This window comes from Frankia sp. CcCS3, from assembly GCF_977927575.1.
Map to the genome: position 1 here is coordinate 1 of NZ_CDWRCL010000056.1, position 19114 is coordinate 19114.

The following is a 19114-nucleotide window of genomic DNA, read 5'->3' on the forward strand; positions in this document are numbered from 1 at the left end:
CCACCGAAATCTACACTTATGCGATCGTCGGCAGCGTCAGATGTGTATAAGAGACAGGAGCTATAGGAGTCGAAATGAAATAACTTGCGCGTTTCGAACCCTCCACAGGCCTGTGACCTGCGATGATGCTCTCAATCACGTATTTGTTACTTCATTACGTCCCCTTAGTGACGTTGGGGCCGGCCTCCTCGATGACGCCCGCGCCCTCGTGCCCGCCGACGATCGGGAAGCGGGGCGGCAGGTCGCCGACGGCTGTCGGAGCCCCGGCGCCGAACAGGGCGGCCGGACAGGCGTGGCCGTCGTCACATCCGCCATGGGCGATGGCAATTTCGGCGCCGAAAGCATGCTACTTCCCGAAAAGGGAGGCGGTCTCAACCGGTCGGTGCGCCAGCTCTGGTAGAAGGGCTGCCCGCCGTCACCGTGATGATGATTCTGGGATGGCTACCCGTGGCCCGCAGGCTTCCGCACCCCCGACCGTCGAATCAATTACGTCCGAGGTAATGGGGGCTGGCGCCACCGGGCACGGCCGAGAAGATCGCCGCAATGACGGTGGTCGAGCGTGGCAACACGTGGTGTGTCCAATCGTTCGGCGAGCGCGATGAGGCTCGCATCGGTGCCACCGAGCGGGAGATCCCGATATCGACCGGCCAGTTCCCGCACTCGGGACCAGTCCGCATGCGTCAACGTCTCCACAATGAGCGCATCGTCGATGATCGACGTGTAAAGAGCCAGTTCCGCCGTAGCGCCCAGTTCCCGGTTGATAAGATAGGCGGCTTCCGCGATCACGAGAGGTGACCCGCCCCCTCGAGCTCCTCCAGAAGATGTGCGCACACCACATGGTGAGGATCGCTGCGGTCAGTGGCAGCGACGATCACTCCGGTGTCGACGAGGAGCACCCGGGTTCAGTCCCGGCCGAAGCCGTCCGCCAGAAGGTCGTCGATGCGTGCGGTGATGCCCTCGGCCGACGCACCCGCCCCCACGAACGCCAGCCTGCGACGTGACTGCGGCGCGGCCGGGGGAAGGTGGGCCGCGAGGTCCGCGATGACCTCGACGAGGCTCGCACCACGCCGCTCGGCCTCGGCGGTCAGGCGCCGGACCACCTCGTCAGGAAGATCAAGCGTGAGGCGCACGACGATGATTCTACGACCCTGAGAGACGAGTGGCCGGGGATCCGCTCCGGCCTGACGCACCGCCTCCGGCCATCCTGACCAGCGCCACCAAGGTGGCCGCGCCATGGGCCGGGGATGGGAACGGGGACGGACCCGGCCGGTCCGCGAGATCGGAGGGCTCCGTCAGACAGACGGGGTGATCATGTCGTCAGCGATCCACTCGATCCTGGCCCGCAACTCGGCCAGGGGGAGCCTCAGGTCGAGCACGTACGTCACGAGCTCGATGGGCGCGGGACCCCCGATCCGGCGCCGGATGACGTCGCCACGACCGCCGGGCTGGCCGTCGGCCCGCTCCGAGCCGGCGTAGACGAGCCGTCCCTGCCGGGCGCCGAGCCGGGCACAGTAGGCGATCATCTGGTGGTACACGTGCGCGGGCGCGCCCTGCCGGATCGCGAGCCGGTACTTCGCGTCGAGGACAACCGTCGGGATCATCCGCCCGTCCGGGCCCTCCGGCCGGTACAGCACGAGATCGGGGCGCATCTCCAGCGTCCGGTCCTCGTCGAGGTGGTGGGTGCGGTCCTGCAGGCGGACCTCACCGCCCCGACGGGTGAGGACCTCGTCGACGGCGTGGGTCACGAAGTCCTCGAAGACCTCCCACATCTTCACCACGAAGCCGTCCACCCGGAGCGTCTCCCCGTCTTCCCGTTCGAAGGAAGACGAGCGCAGAACCGTCTCGGCGAGCCGGAGCGCCGCATGGTAAGGCGCGTTCACCCGGGTTGGCGCCCAGTCCGGCGGCTTGACGGGGCCGTGCGCCGGCTCGGCCACACCGTCCAGGGCTGCGGCGATACGGCGCAGCTCCTGGGCGGTGGCCGGTGCCACCCCGGCCAGGGCGAGCAGCGAGCGGGTGGCGGCGAGCAGCAACCGGTTCTCGGCGATGTCGACGGTGCGCTCGTCATAGCGCACCTCGAGGGGGACCATCACCCCGGACCGTCGCCGGAGCTGCGCGGACTCGCGCAGCCGGCCGCGGAGGACGGGAAGCGCCGCATCCACCTGCCGATAGCCTCGCAGCACCCCGTGCGCGAGCGCCCGCGAGGCGGTTCGGGCGAACGCCACGGCGACCGCGGGCAGAAGATCCGGCTCCTCCGCCGCCTGAACCTCGTCCTCGAACCACCTGCCGCGATCCTGCGCGTAGCCAAGCAAAAACAGCAGACGGCGGATGGTGACCTTGGGGCGGATGCGAACCTCGAACGCCTCCTCGCCCGACCCGAGGCGCACGGTGCCGACCAAGGCGTTGTCCTTGACCTCGCAGGTACCGTCGGCACGCCGTTGCCGCACCTGCGCCACCTCGCTGGCATCGAGCGCATCGGCCTGACCCTGGCGCAGCTTCCGCCGCTGCCACCCGGCGCCCTCGGTCAGCTCCACCGGTGCAAGCATGATGGCATCAGCCTGCCCCGGGGCCGAGGGGCTGCCGCAGCGCCGGTAGACCGTACCGGGCGGCGAGATCGATGGTCTCGCCGACGTGGTGTTCGGCCAGCAGCGGCAGGATCTGATGTTCCCACACCCGCTCGAGGCCGTCGGCACTCTGGTGGACGCGGTCGCGCATCAGGTTAGGACGGGCCGACGCGGGCGTCCGGGTCGTCGATGCGGCGGTTCAGCTCGCCGAGCAGGCGGGCCGCCTCGTCGGGCAGGTCGCGTGCCGCGAGCCAACGGCGCAGCACGGACGCGGTCGGTTCGACGTCCGGATGGAGCCCGACGAAGGTGAACCGTCGGCGCAGCGCCTGGTCGAAGGCGGCGATCGAACGGTCCGCGCTGTTCATCGTGCCGATGATGAACAGGTTCTTCGGCAGTTGGAAGTCGCGCGTGTCCGCGGAGGCGTACTGGGTGGTGACGGCCTCCCCGCGGTATTCCAGCAGGAAGTACAGCTCACCGAAGATCCTGGCCAGGTCACCCCGGTTGATCTCATCGATGATCAGGAAGAACGCCTGGCGGGGATTGAGCTCGGCGGCGGTGGCGAGCCGGCGCAGCGGACCGTCCACGAGCTCGAAGGACATCCGGTTGGTGGTGGCCGCGTCACCGTCGCCACCCTTCACCTGCACCGGGCGGAAACCCTGGAAGAAGTCCTCGTACATATAGGACGGATGGAGCTGGACGAGGGTGACGTTCTCGCGCCGATCGTCGGCGAGATGCCAGGCCAGGTGCCGGGCGAGGTACGTCTTGCCGGTGCCGGGCGGGCCGTAGAAGATGAGCTGCGGCCGGTCCCGCAGAAGCTCGACGCACCTGCGCAACCAGTCCCGGCTGTAAAAGAGGCCGTCTGCGAACTCGTCCGTGACCTCGCGCAGATCGTCCCCGCCGAGGACCTGCCCGGCGAGGTCGGCGTCGGCGCTCTGGGGGACGGCCCCCGTCGTCGCGATCGATGTCACCGGCGCGGGCGCGGGCACCAGGGCGTCGAGGTCGGCGACGAAATCGGAAAGATCGACGATGCGCGCTTCCGCGTTGCCGAGCAGGACCGCCACCCGATCGGGCAGATCGAGGTAGTTCACCGGCTCGTCGGCGTTGCGCCAGTGGACCGGCCGTTGCAGGTCCGCGACGCCCCCGACGCTCGCGACGAACACCGGCGGTCCGAGGATCTCCCCGACGTAGTACTGGTCACGGTCGTTCACGACGACGAGGTCGTTCTCCCGCATCCGGCTCAGGAAGGCGTGGTACTCGCTGGTGAGCCGGCCGCGCCGGGCCGAGGTGAGCGAGGCGTGTTCGCGGTCGACCGCCCGGCGCACCTGTTCCCAGTCGACCCCGGGCCGCACCTCCAGCCGGTCACCGGGCAGGGAACAGACCTCGTCGGCCAGCCAGAGATCCCGCGCCAGCGAACGGCCACGCCGGTCCGCGCCGCGTACCAGCCAGGCCCGGCGAGGGATCCGCTCCGGCGCGATGGACTCGACGAGCATGCGGAGGTCGTCGAGCGGCAGCCGCAGCTCGCCGGCCGCCCGCCCCGCCGTCAGGTCGCCGACCTCGACCTCGAACCAGTCCAGCCAGTCGCGATACTCGTCCTCGGTGAAGAGGGCCTCGCGCGGCGGCCGGCCCGCCGGGTCGAGCACGCGCGACCAGCCCTCGGGGCGGAAGCCGCACAGATGGCGGACGAGGCCGTCGACCGTCAGATCCGCCACCGTCGAGAGGTCCGTGACGCTGACCCAGGTCTGCTCGGGCAGCACCGCGAGGACGTCGTCCACCAGGCCGAGGCTGCTCCGGTGTTCCCGCCAGTAAGCGTTGTGCTCCGTGACATCACGCCACCACGCGGCCTGGTCCGGGAACGCCCGCAACGCATCCCGGCCGATTCCGGTGGCCTGCCACCGGTGGTTACTCTCACTCAGATGACCGGCCCTGGCCAGGTAGACGCCGCCCTGCAGGGTGAGTTTCCTTGCGACGGCGGTCTGCGGGTCGTCACCTGATCCGCGCCGCCATCCGGGATCGGCGCCAGCATCGGGCGCACGCATCCGCACCCACAGCTCGTCCGGAGACGCCTCGCCGACCTCGGCCAAGATCCGCATAACCCGGTACAGCAGCCCGCCGATGATCTCTAGCTGATCCGCCATGCACCCGCCCCCGACGCGATCCACCCGCAGGATCTGATCGGGAGCAATTATTCATCAGGTCATCAGACAACGACGAAGCACTCATAACGAACGAAACTTTAACTACCCAAAGTGATCATTCTGGTGAGCCGGCCAGGCCGTCCGGAGAGGTATCGAGCCGTCCGCCTCCCGCTGCCGCCGTCCACACGCCTCGCGCACCGAGCGCCCGTCGCTCCCGGCGAGCCTGCCGGCAGCCGAAGATCGATGATGCCGTGCGCAGGCACATCGAGCGACAGGACAGGATAGGGCGCGAGCGTGAAGGCGCGCGAACCGATCTGTTTCGCGCGGCGCCGGCTCACGTGGACCGTGGAGAAATACGCCACCTGATTGCCGGAGGTGATTACAGGCGGCAATCCCGCCCGGCTCGCTTCTCTGCGCCGGGACGCCGTACAAGTGCCAGGCGCTTCTGAATACGGTACCGTTAGCCCGGTCACGAGAATGGCTCTCTTCTGCCCCGGGAGCGTCCATGGCTGTTCGCCGGCCTCCGGCCAGGTTGCCGCGGTGACTCCGGCCGAGTTCCGTGGCCTCGAAACCGCCCCGGAACGGCCCGACGCAGGTGGTGGGCCGGTCCCGGAACAGTCGCGGGTCACCGAGATCGACAGAAAGCTCGACCTGCTGGACCGCGCCGCCTCCCCGGGCGACCCACCCGAGCCCCGCCATCAGGACCAACCGGCCGGCCGGGACACTCCCAGCCGGAACACCTCCAGCATCGACGCCAAGCTGGACCTTCTCGACAGGGCGGCGCTCGCCCGTTCCGGCGGCGGCGCGGCTACGCCAGCGGACACCACCGGCGACCGGCCGTCCGAGATCCGCCCGCCCACCGAGCCCGGGAACAGCGACCGGGCTCGGATCGAGGCCAAGCTGGCGCTGCTGGACGACGCGGCCCGCCGCTACCGCCCCGAGCCCCAGGACGCCCCCGCCCCCAGTCGGGAGCGATGGGCCGTCCGCGAGGCACCGCGGACTCTGCCGGACGACCATCCGCTCCTCACCCCGACGGACACCATCAACACCCCCGAACGCGCCGCCTTCCGGGAGAATCTGGCGAAGGAGGTGATCGGCGATGCCAAGCCGCCAGAGCAGGGCAGTCCCGCCCTCGACCTCATGGGCGGCGGCGGAGCCTCCGGCAAGGGCTTCGTGCTCAGGAACCTCGTGGCTGATGGACACGTTCGGACCGACAATGCCGTGCGCCTCGATCCCGATGGCATCAAAGAACTCATTCCGGAGTTCGGTGCCATCGCTCAGGCCGGGGATTCCCGAGCCGCTGATGTCGTCCACGAGGAGAGCAGTACGCTGGCAAAGACGGTGCTCGGTGAGGCCATGAACCGCCGACTCAACATCATCTACGACAGCAACCTAGGTAATCCGGATAAGACCATGAAGCTGATCGATGACGCGCACGAGAAAGGATATGAAGTACGCCTGTTCGGAGTGAGCGCAGACCCAGAGCTCGCGGTCGAACGCGCCGCCGCCCGCGGCGAGCAGTCCGGGCGATACGTTCCTATCGATCACCAGTTGAAGGCGCACCGCGGCTTCTCTCAGGGCTTCGAAAGCTATGCAGAAAAAGCCGACAGTGCCTTCCTCTTCGATACAAACAGCGAACCCAGACAGATCGCCGTAAAGGAGCTTGACGGAGAACTTGAGATTCTCGACCCAGCAGCCTACCAAAGCTTTCAGGCGAAGTCGAGGATCAATCCAGAGGCTACGGGACCGGCGACACTCTACGGCAGAAATATAGATTTAAAAAACTAGGAATTAAATCCGCAAAAGAACGCAATAATACCCCAACAAATTACCGTCGCAACCCTGTCGAGATAGGAGAAAAATGATGCCCGAAGAAGAAATCAGCGAAAAAGCCGCTAAGGAAACCGACGAGGAGTTCGAAGCTCGCCGAAAGAAAGAGTTCAACAAGGGAATGAGAAACGCCCGAACCTTTTCCACGGAGGCGCTGGCGAAAGCAAAAGAAGACGAACGAAAGGAAGATGAAGAAAGGCGGAAGCGCATCTTCGGCGACAAGAATCCCACTCTGTATGTCGATCGCTATACCGACCTGTGAGGCTTCGCGGCTGATCCTGGCGGCCCGACAGAGTCGTCGGGATCGGGTGGAGTCAGATCGGCGCTGAGATCGTACGCAGAGATCCGGGGACGGCTACCAGATGGCGTACTGGTCGCCCGGAGCAGGCTCCGTGCCTTGTGCGCGCCGAAGGCGGCGAGGGTGGCCGGGAGTGGCCGAGTGGCGGCGGCCGAGGCCGGCCGGCGGAGCCAGTGGGCTGACGTAGGCGAGCCCATCGGCCTCCGCGGCGGCCATCGCGTCGTAGATCGCGAGGATGCGGGCCTTCGTCCGCTCGAACCGCTCCGGATCGTTGTTCCGGAAGGCCCGGAAGCTGTCCAGGATGTAGCCGACGTCATCCCGGTCAACGCCGTAGAGGTGGAAGTAGGCGGCATCCAGCTCCGCCCGCAGCTCGAACCGGCGTTCCTCGTCCCAGACGAACGGCGGCCCGGCATCACCCAGGTCCTCGGCGAAGGGCCGCATGTCCCAGGCGGTGTACGTCAGCTCCAGCACCCGCGCCTCGATCCACCGCGCCGGCGCATCCCCCGCCAGCCACCCCACCGGCTCGTCATACCGCTCCGGCGGCAGCACGGGGAGTTGTTTGACGTAGCCGTAGGTCAGGTGAGTACCCGCGACCTTCTGCCGAGTGACGTAGTCGAGTACGAATGACGTGAGATTGGCGAAGAGCAGGGGAAGACGCTCCGATACGCTGTAAAGCAAGGGCATGGTATGCCCGATTGCCACGAGCGGAAAGATGCTGGCGATCAAGGTCCGTTCGTCGGAGGCGCGGGCGATGTCGCGCCAGCCGAGCAGCCAGCCGCGGTCCCACCGCTCGCCGAGCTTCTTCTCGGCCTTCTCCTCGGCGACCCAGTAGCGCGGCAGCGTGACGAAGTCCGGGTCGGCGTGCTGCTTGGGCGTCGTCCGGGGCAGGGTTCCCATGTTCGCCTGAGCTTGGGTCTGCCCCTCGTACGTTCCCAACCGATAGTCAAAATGGTGGACCATCTTCGCCTCGATCAGCGGGAGCATGTACTCGGCGTCCTCGCCCGACCCTCGCGTGAAGACGTTACCGACAAGATGCCAGCCGGCCTTCTCCAGATCCTTACGGGTGTGGAAATATTTGGAATCGTTGGCCATGTGCAGCATGGATTTGAACGAGATATTCCACGGGTTCGACGGCGGCGCATCCTGCCAGAGGACCGGTACGCGGCGATAGATGTCCAGGGTGATGCGGGCGTCTCGCGGGGACCGGAAGATCGAGACGGTCCTGGTGTTCGGGTTGAGGAGACGGATCTCGGCCGGTGTCATGGTGAACAGGCGGTCGGCCACGTCGACCATCCGCCGTGATCCGAAGGCGAACGGCACCCGGTCGGCTCCGGCCTGACGCCCGGCGAGAGTGAGAAGGCAGAACCGGACTCGGTGGTCCACCGCGCGGCTGAGTAGGAACTCCTCGTTCTCGAACTCCACCAGCCCGGCGAGCGACTCCTTCTCGACGACGTCCTGGAAGAACGGCGCGGTCGTGGCGTCGGTGGCGATGCCGGTGGGCAGCACCAGGCCGGCACGACCGTGCGGGCCGAGGATGGTCCGGGCCGTCTCGGCGAAGACAGCGTAGGTGTTGACGTCGCCGCGGCCGGTGAGCGGGTAGCGGCCCGAGTCCCGCAGCAGTTGCGACCAGCCGGCGGACTCCCGCAGGTGATCCTGGAAGTCGGCGTACAGGGCACGGTCGGAGGCGAACTCGCTCTCCTTCAGCGCGTCGATCAGGTGCTGCCGGGCCGCCTTGTTCGGGGCCTTGGCGATCTTCTCGTCCCGGTGCGCGAAGAACTCCTTCTCCTGGAGCTTCACCCGCTCCCACGGCGGGTTACCCAGGACGCAGGAGAAGCCGCCGCGCCAGCCGGTGCCCGGGTTCGCGTCGGGAGCGTCGGGAGCGTCCGGATCGTCCGGATCGTCCGGATCGTCATCCGTGCGGAAGACGTCCGGGAACTCCAGATGCCAATGGAAGAAACGGTACCGGTCCGTGATGTCGTCCAGGAGCTTCGCCAGCTCCGGTGACAACTCCTTCGAACCAGCCATCAGCGGATACAGGAGCTGATTCGTGATCGCCGGTGGCCCACCCTCGTGCTTCGGCCAGACGAACGCGGCGCACCAGGCGTTGGCGGCCAGCAGGTGGAGGCGGCGCTCGGGCATGGCCTTCAGGGCTTCGTACCGCCGCGCCTGCTCACGGACATCCGACAGGGACAGTGCACGCAGATCGATGATCTCACGCAGCTCCTGCCGACCGCGCAGGTTGGCGAAGTGACTGATGTCGGCGGATTTCCGCGCCTCCAGGAAGACCGCACCGTGGTTGTCGGCCAGCAGTGCCCTGACCCGGCTGGCATCATCGTCGCCGAACGTCTTGAAGGCGGCGTCGGGGATTCCCCCGTCCAGCAGCATCGGGGTCACGCCGAGCAGGGCGTTGCCGACCTTGATGTGATGGTCGAGGTAGGCGAGCGGGCGGTTCGGCTCGACAGACGCCAGCCACAGCGAGAACTTGGTGATCTCGACCGCCAGCGGGTTGATGTCGACCCCGTAGACGCACCGCGCGACGACCTCGGGCAGGATCTTCACGATCTCCGCCCGGGACGGTTCGTCGTCTCCCCGGTCCATGATCGCGTATCTGCGGGCGATCCGGTGCGCGGCGGCGGCGAGGAAGTGCCCGGAGCCGCAGGCCGGGTCCACCACGGTGATCCGCAGGAGATCCGCGGGAATGCCGGAGGCCGCGTACCGGTCGATCACGGGGTCCAGCGCGGTCCTCAGCAGCGAGTCGATGAGCGCGTTCGGGGTGAAATACGAGCCGGTGGTCTTGCGTTCGTTGCCCGGCGCGTCGACGAGACGGAACCGCCGGGCCGGCAAATCCGGGTCCGGCACCAGTTCCAGCAGCGACTCGTAGACGCTGCCGAGCTCCGCACCGCCCAGCTGGGCGAAGTCGACCCGCTGCCGGCGGCCCCGGTCATCCGTGACATGGCTGAGCAGTTTCACCGCGGCGAGCAGCCGCCGGTTGGGAAGTTCGAGCCGGCGCAGCTCGTCGGGACGGGCGTCGCGGTCGTCCGCACCGGTCTCGCGGTCTTTCGGGCCGGACTCGCCGGACTCGCCGGACCGGCCCCGCTCGGTCGCCGAGCCGCCCGTGAAGTACAGCCCGCCGAGGGCCGGCAGGGCAAGCTCGGGCCGACCGCCGTCGCTGCCCAGGGCCTCCAGCACCAGGACGAGCCCGCGCCACAGGTCACCATGCTGATCACCACGCCGCCGGGAGGCGATGCGGCGCAGCCGCGCGGTGGAGAAGTAGGAGGCGTACCGCCGCCGGCCCTCGATGATCTGATCCGTGAGGCGCTTGCGGTCGGCCCGCTGCCGCGGCGTCTCGTCCGGTTTCTCCTCGGGAGGCCGGGGATGCAGCACGTCCCGGTCCTCGATGACGAACAGGAAGACCAGCTGGTACACGAGCCGGAGCAGTTCGTGGCGGAACTCGTCGGGAGTCAGCCCGCCGTGCTGGCGGCCGGCCGCCAGCATCGCGCGCAGCCCGGGGTTGGCCTCCAGGAAACCGGTGCCCAGCTCCGCCATGGCCCGCACGACGTTGTCCCGCAGCTTGTCCCCGGCGACGATGCCCGCGGCCGCCGCATAGGTGTGCCAGCGTTCCAGCCAGCAGTCCGCCGGGTTCGTCGGCGCCGCGGCCACCCGATCGGGCGCCTCGAACCGCGAGGCGTGCGCGAAGGCGAAGAGCACCTCGAAATCGGAGTACAGCTCGCCGTCGAAAATGGCTTCGAGATCGAACTCCAGGTAGGAGTGGCCGACCAGGGCCGCCGACTCCCGCAGGATCCGCAGCTTCCGGCCGTTGGAAAGGATCCCCCACAGCCGGTCGTCGTGCCGGTTGAGGAACGCCTGCATCATGCGCTGCGGGGCCCGGTCGCTCTTCGCCGGCCCCAGCCGCTGGTCCAGATCGCGGTTCCAGGCGGCGAGGTGGACGGGAACGTGCCGCCACTCGTGGCTGATGGCATCGTCCTCGCCGAGGTGGCGCACGTGCGCGACGCGGCCGTAGCCCAACTCGCCCAACAGGACCTGCAACCACAGCTCACGGGTCAGCGTGGTCCCCGTCCTCCCCGTCCTCCCCGTCCTCCCCGTCGTCCGCGGGCCCGCCGCCGCGCCCACCGCCCCACCCGCGGTCGCCGACCGCTCCTCGGCGGCGAGCCTCGCGCGGAAGGTGCGGTACGCCCCGAGCAGGTACGCCCAGTGGCGGCTGGCCGCGTCGCCGAGCCGTTCCCCGGCCGCCAGGTGATAGTCCTCGGCGCGCGTGCCGGCGAGTTCCGGGTCGGCGTCCCTGACCCGCCGCACCAGGTCCCGGGTGAACAGGCTGCCTTCGAGGCTGACGGAGAGGAGCTCGACGTCCCCGATTCTCAGTGTCATGAGCCGGCCCCGGCCGGCAGGTAGACGTAGACCCCGAGGACGTCGGCCCGGTCGTGCGGGGTGACGGTGAGCCCGCGGCGGCGGCGCAGCCCGGCGACCTCCCGGGCCCGCAGGTGGGCCTCGCGCAGCGCCTCGGCGAGCCGCTCGCCCTGTGCGTCCAGCTCAGGCGCGACGTCGGCGAGCTCGGTGATGGCGCGTTCCGCCTGCCGGCGAACGAACTCGGGCAGGGCGTTCTCCGGGTCGACGGCGAACAGCCGGTCGATGTCGGGCGGCGTCAGCCACTCGCGGTTCTCCCCGCGGCCACGGTAGCCGACCAGGCGCGCGTCCTCGGCCACGGTGTCGACGGTCTTCGCCGCGCCGGGCAGCGTCAGATGGAACCGGTAACGCACGAGGAGCACCACCGTGCGCGTGGCCACCGCGGAGGTGCGGAACACCCCGCAGCGCGCCCCCGGCGGGCGCCGCACCGCACCACCCGCCGGGTCCGCGGGAGCGCCCGCCCCCGCGGGCCCGGGATCATCCACCGGGGCGATCACCCCGGTCCGGTCGTCCAGCGCCTCCTCCAGCACCGCGCGGGCGAGCCCCGTGACCGCCGGGTCGGTCCGCACCAGGGCCCGATGGCCGGGCGGAACCGGCAGGTCGTCGTGCAGAACCAGCCGGCCCGCGCCGCCCGGCGACACGCGCAGGGCGTCGGTGTAGAGGGGGTCCAGCCCGGTCACGTCGGCGACGAGACCGTCCGAGGTCTCCGTCGGAACCACCTTCACGCCCAGCTCGTCGAGGGTGTTCAGGACGAACCGGCGGACGTCGGCCTGGCTGCCGAGGGCTTCCCGCACGTCGTCCAGCACGCCCTGCACCTCGTCCAGGTCGACTCCGCTGTGGGCGTACTTCGTCAGCGTCCGGGACTCCCGCTTGGCGGCGCTGTGCCACTCGTCGGTCACCTCGTCGTCGGTCCGGACGACGTCGAGATCGAGGGTGAGCTGCTCGCCGTCCTTGCGGCGCAGGACCAGCCCTTCAAGCATGGCGATGAGCAGGCTCTCGGCGTTGTCGGGAACCGGGACCGTCACCCCGGTGTCGCGGGCGATCCGGCGGTGCTTGCGCAGCAGGACGTCCAGCACGAGACCGTCGATGCCGTTGTCCGCGCCGTACAGGGTGACCGCGCGGACGTACGACTTCCGCTGGCCGAACCGGTCGACCCGGCCCTCGCGCTGCTCATGGCGGGTCGGATTCCAGGCCAGATCGTAATGGATCACCGCCTGGAAGCTCTCCTGGAGGTTGATGCCCTCGGACAGACAGTCGGTAGCGACGAGAATGTGCCGGCCCGGGGTGGCGGTGAGCCTCTCGATGCGGGCGGCCCGCGCCGCGTGGGGCAGCTCGCCGGTGACGGTCTCGACCGTCGCCTTCTTCCCGAACGTCGCCGTGAGATGCCTGCCGATGTATTCCGCCGTCGGGAGGTAGCGGCAGAACACGATCGGGTCGTACCCGTCGGCCTGCAGACCCTTGATCTCTTTGATCAACGTCGTCAGCTTGGCGTCGTGTTCCTTCCCTGCCAGCTCCAGCTCCTTGGCCCGACCGGCCAGCCTCGCGAGTGTCGCCCGCGCCCCGGCGGAGAGGGTGTCGTCGAGCGCGCCGGGGCGACGTCCAGCCCGTCGATCGCCTCGGCCTCGATCAGGTCGTAGGTGCCGGGGCGGCCCAGCGCGTCCGCCTCGGCCGCCGATCCGGCGGCGGCGGTGACCGACCGCGCGGTGAAGGTCGCCGCCGCCGCAGCCGGCGAGGACGCCACCGATCGCAGCAGGGCCAGCGCCGACCACCACCGCACCCGGCGGGTCCGCTCCCCGTCGGGATTCGTGACCGTCTCCCGGGCGAAGGCGAGCACCTCGTCGTGGAACCCGGAGTAGGCCGCGCTCATCCGGTACCCCACGTCGCGGTACTGGCGATCCTCCGGGAAGGGGGTGTCCTGCCCTTGATAGCGGCGGATATCGCGGCGGCGGCGCTGCACGAAGTGCCGGGCGAGCTCCTCCCGGCCACGCACGGTGTCCAGATCGAGCAGCGCGAGCCGCGGGCTGAGCAGGCTCAGCAGATCCCGGAACGCGTCCTGCTTACCGGAGTGGGGCGTGGCGGTGACCAGCAGGAGGTGGCGGGGGCGGCCCTGTTTCGTGGGACGGTCGGCGATGCCGCGCAGCAGGTCGTAGCGCTGCTGGACGCGCTGCCGGCCGCCGGGACGCAGGTGTGCGCCTCGTCGACGATCACCAGGTCCGGGCAGGACCGCGCGAACAGCGTCCGGCGCTCATCCGTCTTGATGAAGTCCGTCGAGACGATCGTGAACGGGAAGTGTTCGAAGATGGATACTCCGCCCGCCCGGCGCTCCAGGCCGGCGACCGTGGACGTCAGGACCAGCTCGGCCTCGATGGCGAACTTGTCGGCCAGCTCCGCCCGCCACTGTTCGGCGAGCGCGGGTGGGCAGAGCACCGTCAGCCCGGTGGCGTCCCCCTGCACCAGCAGCTCCTTGGCGATGAGAGCCGCCTCCACCGTCTTGCCGATCCCGACGTCGTCGCCGATGAGCAGGCGGACCGGGTCCTGGCGCAGCGCGAGGAGCAGCGGGACGAGCTGGTATTGCCGGGGGGGTGACCGCGACGGCGGCGAGCGAGCGCAGCGGGCCGGCGCTCGCGGTGAAGCCGAGCCGCAACCCGGTGGCCAGGATGGAGATGGAACGGTGGTCGCCGGCCGCCGCCGGATCCGGCGGCGGGAAACCCACGGACGTCGCCTCGTCCCGGAACAGCCCGGTGACGTACTCCTCGTCCCCACCGAGCGGCCGCACGACGAGGAAATTCGGGTCGTCGCCGGGCAGGACCACCCATTCGCGCCCGCGGGCCTTCACCAGCGACCCCGGCTCGAAGTCGCGGGTCGGGGTGGCGCCGGTCGGGGTGGCGCCGGTCGGGGTGGGGTGGCGCGGCGTCGAGACGGCCGCCATCAGCCGCGCCGCCCGCGGCCGAACACGTTCGGGTAGTGCGCCACGATCTTCCCCCACTCCGCGTCATACCGGAACCGGACGACCAGCCACCCCAGGTCGGCCAGCCGGTCCTCGGCGTCGGCGTCCCGCGCGGCCGCGTCGGCGGCGTCATGGTGCGGACCGTCGACGAACACGGCCACCGCCCCCGACGGCAGCCGGTAGACGAAGTCCGGCCGCGCCGCCGCGTCCGATACAAGCATTTGCGTCGCGTCAGGTAACCGATAACCCTCTTCGCGGAGGAATGTTACAAGTTGCCGCTCCAACCCCGACCCCGCCCGCTCGCGCAACGCCTCGGCGTGCCCCTCCGCGCCGCCCGCGTGGCCGTGCCGTGGCTCGGTACGGGCCGCCATCAGGGCACGAAGGGGCTCGACCGCGGCATGTCGATCGATGACGGTATGGTCGGACTGATTGCCATAGGAGAGCAGGCAGTCGTAGCAGCCCCGTTCGCAGCGATCCCGGGCGCCCGGCGCCCGGTCGGTGTCCTCCCCGGTCTTCGGATCGAAATGGACGATGCGCAGCGCCTCCTCCGCCACCGCCGCCAGCGCCTCCGGCTCGTCATGCAGGCGGCGCAGCACGCCCGCGCCGCCCTCCGCGCTCTCGACGAAGAGCATCCGGCCCCGGCCGTCCGGGTCGGGCAGCCGCTGGGGCTCCAGCTCCGCGTCCTCGAGCTGGAACAGCGCCTCGATGCCGCGTTCGAGCGCGTACCGCACCGAGGTCGCCACCTCGTCGGAGACCGGCCGGGCGAGCCGGACGACGGCGATGTTGCGCCGGTCCTCCACGTACGGGATGATTTTGCGGGCCCGCGGGTCGTCGGCGAACTCGTCGAGACCGGACTCCTCCTCCGTGAGATCCCCGGCCCGGAGCTCGCCGGCCCGTCTCTCATTCAGCCACCGGCCGTTGACGGTGTCGAGCCAGTAGCCGACGTCGTTCTTGTCCGCCCGCCGCCGCAGGCCCTGGTTGATGATCCGGATCGTCGCGGTATCGCCGTAGACGAACTCGGCGAGGTCCTCCCCATCCGGGCCGCGCACGTCTGCGGCGAGCCGTCCCGGCCGGACCCCGTGCCGGCTGAACCGGAAGGTGGTGAGCAGGTCGAAACCGGCCCGGCGGCGCTCCTCCTCGTCGGAGGAGATCCGTCGGCGATGGGTGGTGGTCACCGTCTGCAGGTGCATGAGCCCGGCCCGGCCGCCGCCCAGCACCGCGCCACACTCCTCGCACCGGTTCACGGCCGCGTCGCGATGATGCCAGTAGCCGCAGGACTCGCACAGCCGTGCCTCGATCGTCGCCACCGATCCGGGGACGCCGTGCTCCGAGCCGGGGACCTGGACGCTGGTGACCTGGTACCGCCCACCCTCGTGATAGATCAGCGCACCCGGGCCGGACTCGCCGACCGCGATGAACCGGGGCCGTTGGATGTAGGACCCGTCGCCCCGCCGGCTGCCGGGAATGTAGGCGGCCAACGGCATCCGGGGGAAGGAATAACCCGGTAGGAAACCCTCGGAGGCGAAGTAGCGGTAGGAGTAGAAATCACTGAAGAGCTGCTGGTCGGGGGAGTCGTTGGTGAGCAGGTGCAGGCGCTGCTCGGCCTCGTACCGACGTCGGCGCGCGGCCGCCCGTGCCTTCGACTGGGTGGACCGGTCGAGCACCCGGCGGTTCTGCTCCCGCTGGTAGGCGATCGCCTGCCGGTACATCGCCCGCCACCGGTCGCACGCTCCGTCGAACGCGAGGAACGCCCCGTTCACGACGTCGGGTATCCACCGGTCATACCACCAGGGGCTGTTCTTCATCTCCTCGGCGAGCACCGCCTCGGCCCGCCGCACCGTGCGGGCCCGCACGGCGGGGCCGTCCAGGTGAGCGGCGAGATCCTCCCGGATCGGCAGTGGCAGCTCGCCGCGTGGGCCCTCGGCGGTATCGAGGACGTCGGTGAGGCCGCGGTGCAGGCTCGCGCCGCTCTCGGCGAGCCAGATGGCATGCACGTGCGAACGGACCAGATCCTCGTTCGCGAGGTCGAGCCGGGGCAGGGTCACGCGACCGGCGACCATCAGCTTCGACCGGCGGAAGTAGTACTGGTCGTGCGCGCTGCCGGTGGAACAGTAGGTCGTCACGAGCGCCGGCTGGCCGCTGCGCCCGGCCCGGCCCGAACGCTGCGCGTAGTTGGCCGGGGTCGGGGGGACGTTGCGCATCATGACGGCGTTGAGGTCCGCGATGTCGACGCCGAGCTCCATCGTCGGCGAGCAGTAGAGCAGGGGCAGCCCGCCCTCGGCCGGGTCGCCCCCGCGGCGGAACGTCTCCTCCCGGTCCTGCCGCTGCTGGGCCCGGACCTGGGCGGTGTGCTCGCGGGCGACAATGCCGGCGAGCTCCGCGGCGGCGTGCGAGTACAGATCGCGGAAGAACGGGTTGACCCGTGCGCCGACGGTGTCGTCGACCACGCGGCGCAGCGGGTCCTCCGCGCCACGTCGACCGCTCCCGGCCCGCCAGATGAGCGCCGACGCCTTCACCCGGTAGCCCGCCGGGCCCCGTTGAGCCCGCGCGTAAGCCCGCGCGCCGCCGCGGGCCGGCCCGGTGACCATCACCTGCCCGATCAGGCCATGGCGCTCCAGCACCGTGAACAGGTCGTGGATCACGGCCTCGGCGTCGTCCGTCCGGATCCGGCCACGGTGGCGCGGGCACTCGTGCGGTCGGCGCAGGTAGCGGCCGAACGCACCACGACCGGTGACGTGTATGGCGTCCCGCGTGCCTCCCCGGCCGCCCGGGAACGGGTAGGCGGTGCGTTCGAGCACCCGCGGCTCGTCCCCCGACACCGCCCAGACCCCGCGGAGCAGATGGTCGGCTGTCTGGACGATGCGCTCGTGGCCAGGCTGGGTGAGGGCGTCGACGTCGACGGCGAGCGCCCGGCGCATCTCGTCCAGCAGGATGCGGGCGAGCAGCGCCCGGTGCTCGGGATCGTCGTCGCGCAGCAGGGCATGGGTTGTCGCCCACGACGCCTGGTGCTGAGCGATCTCGTCCAGGTCCACGTAGTCGAAGGTGATGAGGCCGGTCTGCTCGAGGTTCGGCATGGTCACCCGCCAACCTCGTTCGAGGTCGGCGTAGACGCGGTACCCGATCGCCGCCCGCAGCGCCCGCAGCACGTTGTCGCGCTGGCTGAACACCGGCTCCTCGATCGCGGAGAACGACCGCATCGGCAGGTCCAGCGCATCGGTGACACGCTCGGCAACCGAGTCGAACCGCAGGCCGGCGGGGCCCGCCGCGCGCGCGGCCCGGTACAGCGCGCCGCGTAGCTGGGTGACCTGCACGAAGTCGTTGAGATGCCCGGCCTGCAGGCTCGCGTCCTGGCGGTTATCGACGAAGGTGAGCAGCTTCTTGGCCCGGGAGTCCAACGCCTTCTGGCGCCGCAGGTTACGCACGATGCTGGTGCTGACCAACGACACGGCCGAGCTGCGCCCTCGGCGGCGAACGAGGCCAGCTTGGCGAAGTCCTGGGCCCGCAGCTGCTCGTACGAGACCCGGCAGCGCAGGCAGAACCGGAACGGCGCCGGGATGAACCAGGCCGTCATCGGCTCGGACGCCACGGAACCAGACGCCACCGAACCGGACGCCGCGGAACCGGACGCCACCGAACCAGACATGTCACGAAGGAACACGGCGCGCTCGCCGTCCGTCTCGACCTCGCTGCCGTCCGCCGTCACCCGGACCCGGCGCGGCACCTGATCGGCGAGTCTTGGCAGGACGAACGAGTGCCCGTGCTCGTCAGCGTCGAACCAGGTGTCCGGAAAACGCCCTTCGGCAATGGGATCGGTAGGCCAGGGATGATCCTCGCTCACATAGAGATAGCCGAGATCGGCTTCACTTTCAACCGCGACCGACTCCCGGCGGGCGGTATAGGAGTCGGAATGAAATAACTTGCGCGTTTCGAACCCTCCACAGGCCTGTGACCTGCGATGATGCTCTCGATCACGTATTTGTTACTTCATTACGTCCCCATAGCGGCGAGGGGTGTCCCTGCTGCGCGCGACGACGAGATATTCCTGGCCACATTCACGACAGAAGGCCAGCGGCAGCAGTACCTTGTCCCGCGATCCGGGCACACTCACCTGGTATTGACTGGTAATATACCGGACCATCGTCGGTTCCAGGCTGACGTGGACCGTGTCCCCCTTGGAGAGGAACTGGTGCAGGCGAAAGGCGAACAACGGTCTGCCGTGCTCCGGATGACGCACCGCCGCGCCCTCGACGAGCATGGCCTGAATGGCGCCGGCACAGGTTTCCACCGGGAGATCCGTCCGCTCGGCGAGCTTCTCGGCGGCAGCGGCCAGGGTCGTCGAGTCCTCCCGCACCAGCCGGTCTCCGGGACCGAGAGCCAGACCGAAGGTGTCCTCGACCCAGATCGCCAGCGGATCGCCCGCGAGCCGCGCAAAGGGCTGGGGCCGGCCCCCGCTCGGCGGTGGCGCGCCGGTTGGGTCGAGCGGTACCTGCTCACCGACCCGCACCGGCGGCTCGGCATCGATGACCCGGGCCCGCAACTCCACGTCACTGACCGGTCGCCACGCCGTCGCGCGTTCGAGCGTCTCACCGATGACCCGGTCGGGCCGAACCTCCGCGCCGAACAACCGACCCGCCACGACGGCGACCTCGCGGCGCATCTCCTCGAAGGACGCCTTTCTCGACATGGTGGCCGAGGTACCGACACACTGCATGTCCGGTGCTTCGCACGCGTCCCGTACCCGTCGGGTGAGCAGTGCGACGTCAGCACCCTGACGGCCGCGGTAGGTATGTAGTTCGTCGAGGACGAGGAAACGAAGGCCGGCGGCTGCCCCGATCAGAGCCTGGCGCTCGTGCGGCCGGGTGAGGATATACTCGAGCATCACGTAGTTCGTCAGCAGTATGTTGGCTCTTCGAAGTTAAGC

General features: G+C 69.5%; 14 protein-coding genes. 3 read left to right on the forward strand and 11 right to left on the reverse strand.

All coding sequences use genetic code 11. The annotated features are described in order from the left end of the window. Nucleotides 1-486: 486 nt before the first annotated feature. The 5 genes from AC08OQ_RS07630 to AC08OQ_RS07650 form a co-directional block, all read right to left on the reverse strand. The gene (locus AC08OQ_RS07630) at nucleotides 487-786 is read right to left on the reverse strand and encodes a PIN domain-containing protein (RefSeq protein ID WP_462203094.1); all 300 of its coding nucleotides are present in this window, start codon (nucleotides 784-786) and stop codon (nucleotides 487-489) included. Between the two features lie 116 nt (nucleotides 787-902). Further along, nucleotides 903-1130 (reverse strand): hypothetical protein, encoded by a 228-nt coding sequence (locus tag AC08OQ_RS07635; protein ID WP_462203093.1) that lies wholly within the window; start codon nucleotides 1128-1130, stop codon nucleotides 903-905. Between the two features lie 162 nt (nucleotides 1131-1292). Then, complete coding sequence (locus tag AC08OQ_RS07640) at nucleotides 1293-2543, reverse strand: McrC family protein (RefSeq protein ID WP_476604213.1); 1251 nt, start codon at nucleotides 2541-2543, stop codon at nucleotides 1293-1295. A 7-nt stretch (nucleotides 2544-2550) separates the two neighbouring features. After that, nucleotides 2551-2712, reverse strand: coding sequence for a hypothetical protein (locus AC08OQ_RS07645; protein WP_476604212.1), 162 nt, complete (start codon nucleotides 2710-2712; stop codon nucleotides 2551-2553). 4 nt (nucleotides 2713-2716) lie between these two features. Next, nucleotides 2717-4696, reverse strand: a complete 1980-nt coding sequence (locus AC08OQ_RS07650; protein WP_476602050.1) for an McrB family protein — start codon at nucleotides 4694-4696, stop codon at nucleotides 2717-2719. A 540-nt stretch (nucleotides 4697-5236) separates the two neighbouring features. On the opposite strand from AC08OQ_RS07650, the gene AC08OQ_RS07655 reads away from it, so the two are divergent. Together AC08OQ_RS07655 and AC08OQ_RS07660 are read left to right on the forward strand one after the other, a co-directional pair. Further along, nucleotides 5237-6484, forward strand: coding sequence for a zeta toxin family protein (locus AC08OQ_RS07655; protein ID WP_476611967.1), 1248 nt, complete (start codon nucleotides 5237-5239; stop codon nucleotides 6482-6484). Between the two features lie 76 nt (nucleotides 6485-6560). After that, entirely contained in the window at nucleotides 6561-6788 is a 228-nt protein-coding gene (locus tag AC08OQ_RS07660; RefSeq protein ID WP_476604211.1) for a hypothetical protein, read from the forward strand. A 93-nt stretch (nucleotides 6789-6881) separates the two neighbouring features. On the opposite strand, the gene AC08OQ_RS07665 is transcribed toward AC08OQ_RS07660, so the two are convergent. From AC08OQ_RS07665 to AC08OQ_RS07685, 5 genes are all read right to left on the reverse strand, one after another. Beyond that, nucleotides 6882-11210: an Eco57I restriction-modification methylase domain-containing protein gene (locus AC08OQ_RS07665; protein ID WP_476604210.1), complete on the reverse strand. Its 4329-nt coding sequence runs from the start codon at nucleotides 11208-11210 to the stop codon at nucleotides 6882-6884. Continuing rightward, entirely contained in the window at nucleotides 11207-12721 is a 1515-nt protein-coding gene (locus tag AC08OQ_RS07670; protein ID WP_476604209.1) for a C-terminal helicase domain-containing protein, read from the reverse strand. The genes AC08OQ_RS07665 and AC08OQ_RS07670 overlap by 4 nt, the downstream gene beginning before the upstream one ends. A gap of 5 nt (nucleotides 12722-12726) precedes the next feature. Next, a complete protein-coding gene (locus AC08OQ_RS07675; RefSeq protein ID WP_476604208.1) occupies nucleotides 12727-13236 on the reverse strand; it encodes a hypothetical protein in 510 nt (169 codons plus the stop codon). A gap of 41 nt (nucleotides 13237-13277) precedes the next feature. Next, on the reverse strand, nucleotides 13278-14009 hold the full coding sequence (locus tag AC08OQ_RS07680) for an SNF2-related protein (protein ID WP_476601845.1): 732 nt from the start codon (nucleotides 14007-14009) through the stop codon (nucleotides 13278-13280). 165 nt (nucleotides 14010-14174) lie between these two features. Beyond that, nucleotides 14175-17639 carry a helicase-related protein gene (locus AC08OQ_RS07685; protein WP_476601844.1) on the reverse strand — a complete coding sequence of 1155 codons (3465 nt, stop codon included), beginning with the start codon at nucleotides 17637-17639 and terminating at the stop codon, nucleotides 14175-14177. A gap of 36 nt (nucleotides 17640-17675) precedes the next feature. Here AC08OQ_RS07685 and AC08OQ_RS07690 point away from each other — a divergent pair, with 36 nt between their 5' ends. Continuing rightward, nucleotides 17676-17918, forward strand: a complete 243-nt coding sequence (locus AC08OQ_RS07690) for a hypothetical protein (protein WP_476601843.1) — start codon at nucleotides 17676-17678, stop codon at nucleotides 17916-17918. A 254-nt stretch (nucleotides 17919-18172) separates the two neighbouring features. On the opposite strand, the gene AC08OQ_RS07695 is transcribed toward AC08OQ_RS07690, so the two are convergent. Continuing rightward, nucleotides 18173-19072 (reverse strand): DEAD/DEAH box helicase, encoded by a 900-nt coding sequence (locus AC08OQ_RS07695; protein ID WP_476601846.1) that lies wholly within the window; start codon nucleotides 19070-19072, stop codon nucleotides 18173-18175. Nucleotides 19073-19114: the final 42 nt, after the last annotated feature.

What these genes read in the sequence shown, in the direction of transcription:
- AC08OQ_RS07640 (WP_476604213.1), bottom strand. Translation starts at nt 2,543, where the DNA reads ATGCTTGCACCGGTGGAGCTGACCGAGGGCGCCGGGTGGCAGCGGCGG.
- AC08OQ_RS07645 (WP_476604212.1), bottom strand. Translation starts at nt 2,712, where the DNA reads ATGCGCGACCGCGTCCACCAGAGTGCCGACGGCCTCGAGCGGGTGTGG.
- AC08OQ_RS07650 (WP_476602050.1), bottom strand. Translation starts at nt 4,696, where the DNA reads ATGGCGGATCAGCTAGAGATCATCGGCGGGCTGCTGTACCGGGTTATG.
- AC08OQ_RS07660 (WP_476604211.1), top strand. Translation starts at nt 6,561, where the DNA reads ATGCCCGAAGAAGAAATCAGCGAAAAAGCCGCTAAGGAAACCGACGAG.
- AC08OQ_RS07665 (WP_476604210.1), bottom strand. Translation starts at nt 11,210, where the DNA reads ATGACACTGAGAATCGGGGACGTCGAGCTCCTCTCCGTCAGCCTCGAA.
- AC08OQ_RS07695 (WP_476601846.1), bottom strand. Translation starts at nt 19,072, where the DNA reads ATGCTCGAGTATATCCTCACCCGGCCGCACGAGCGCCAGGCTCTGATC.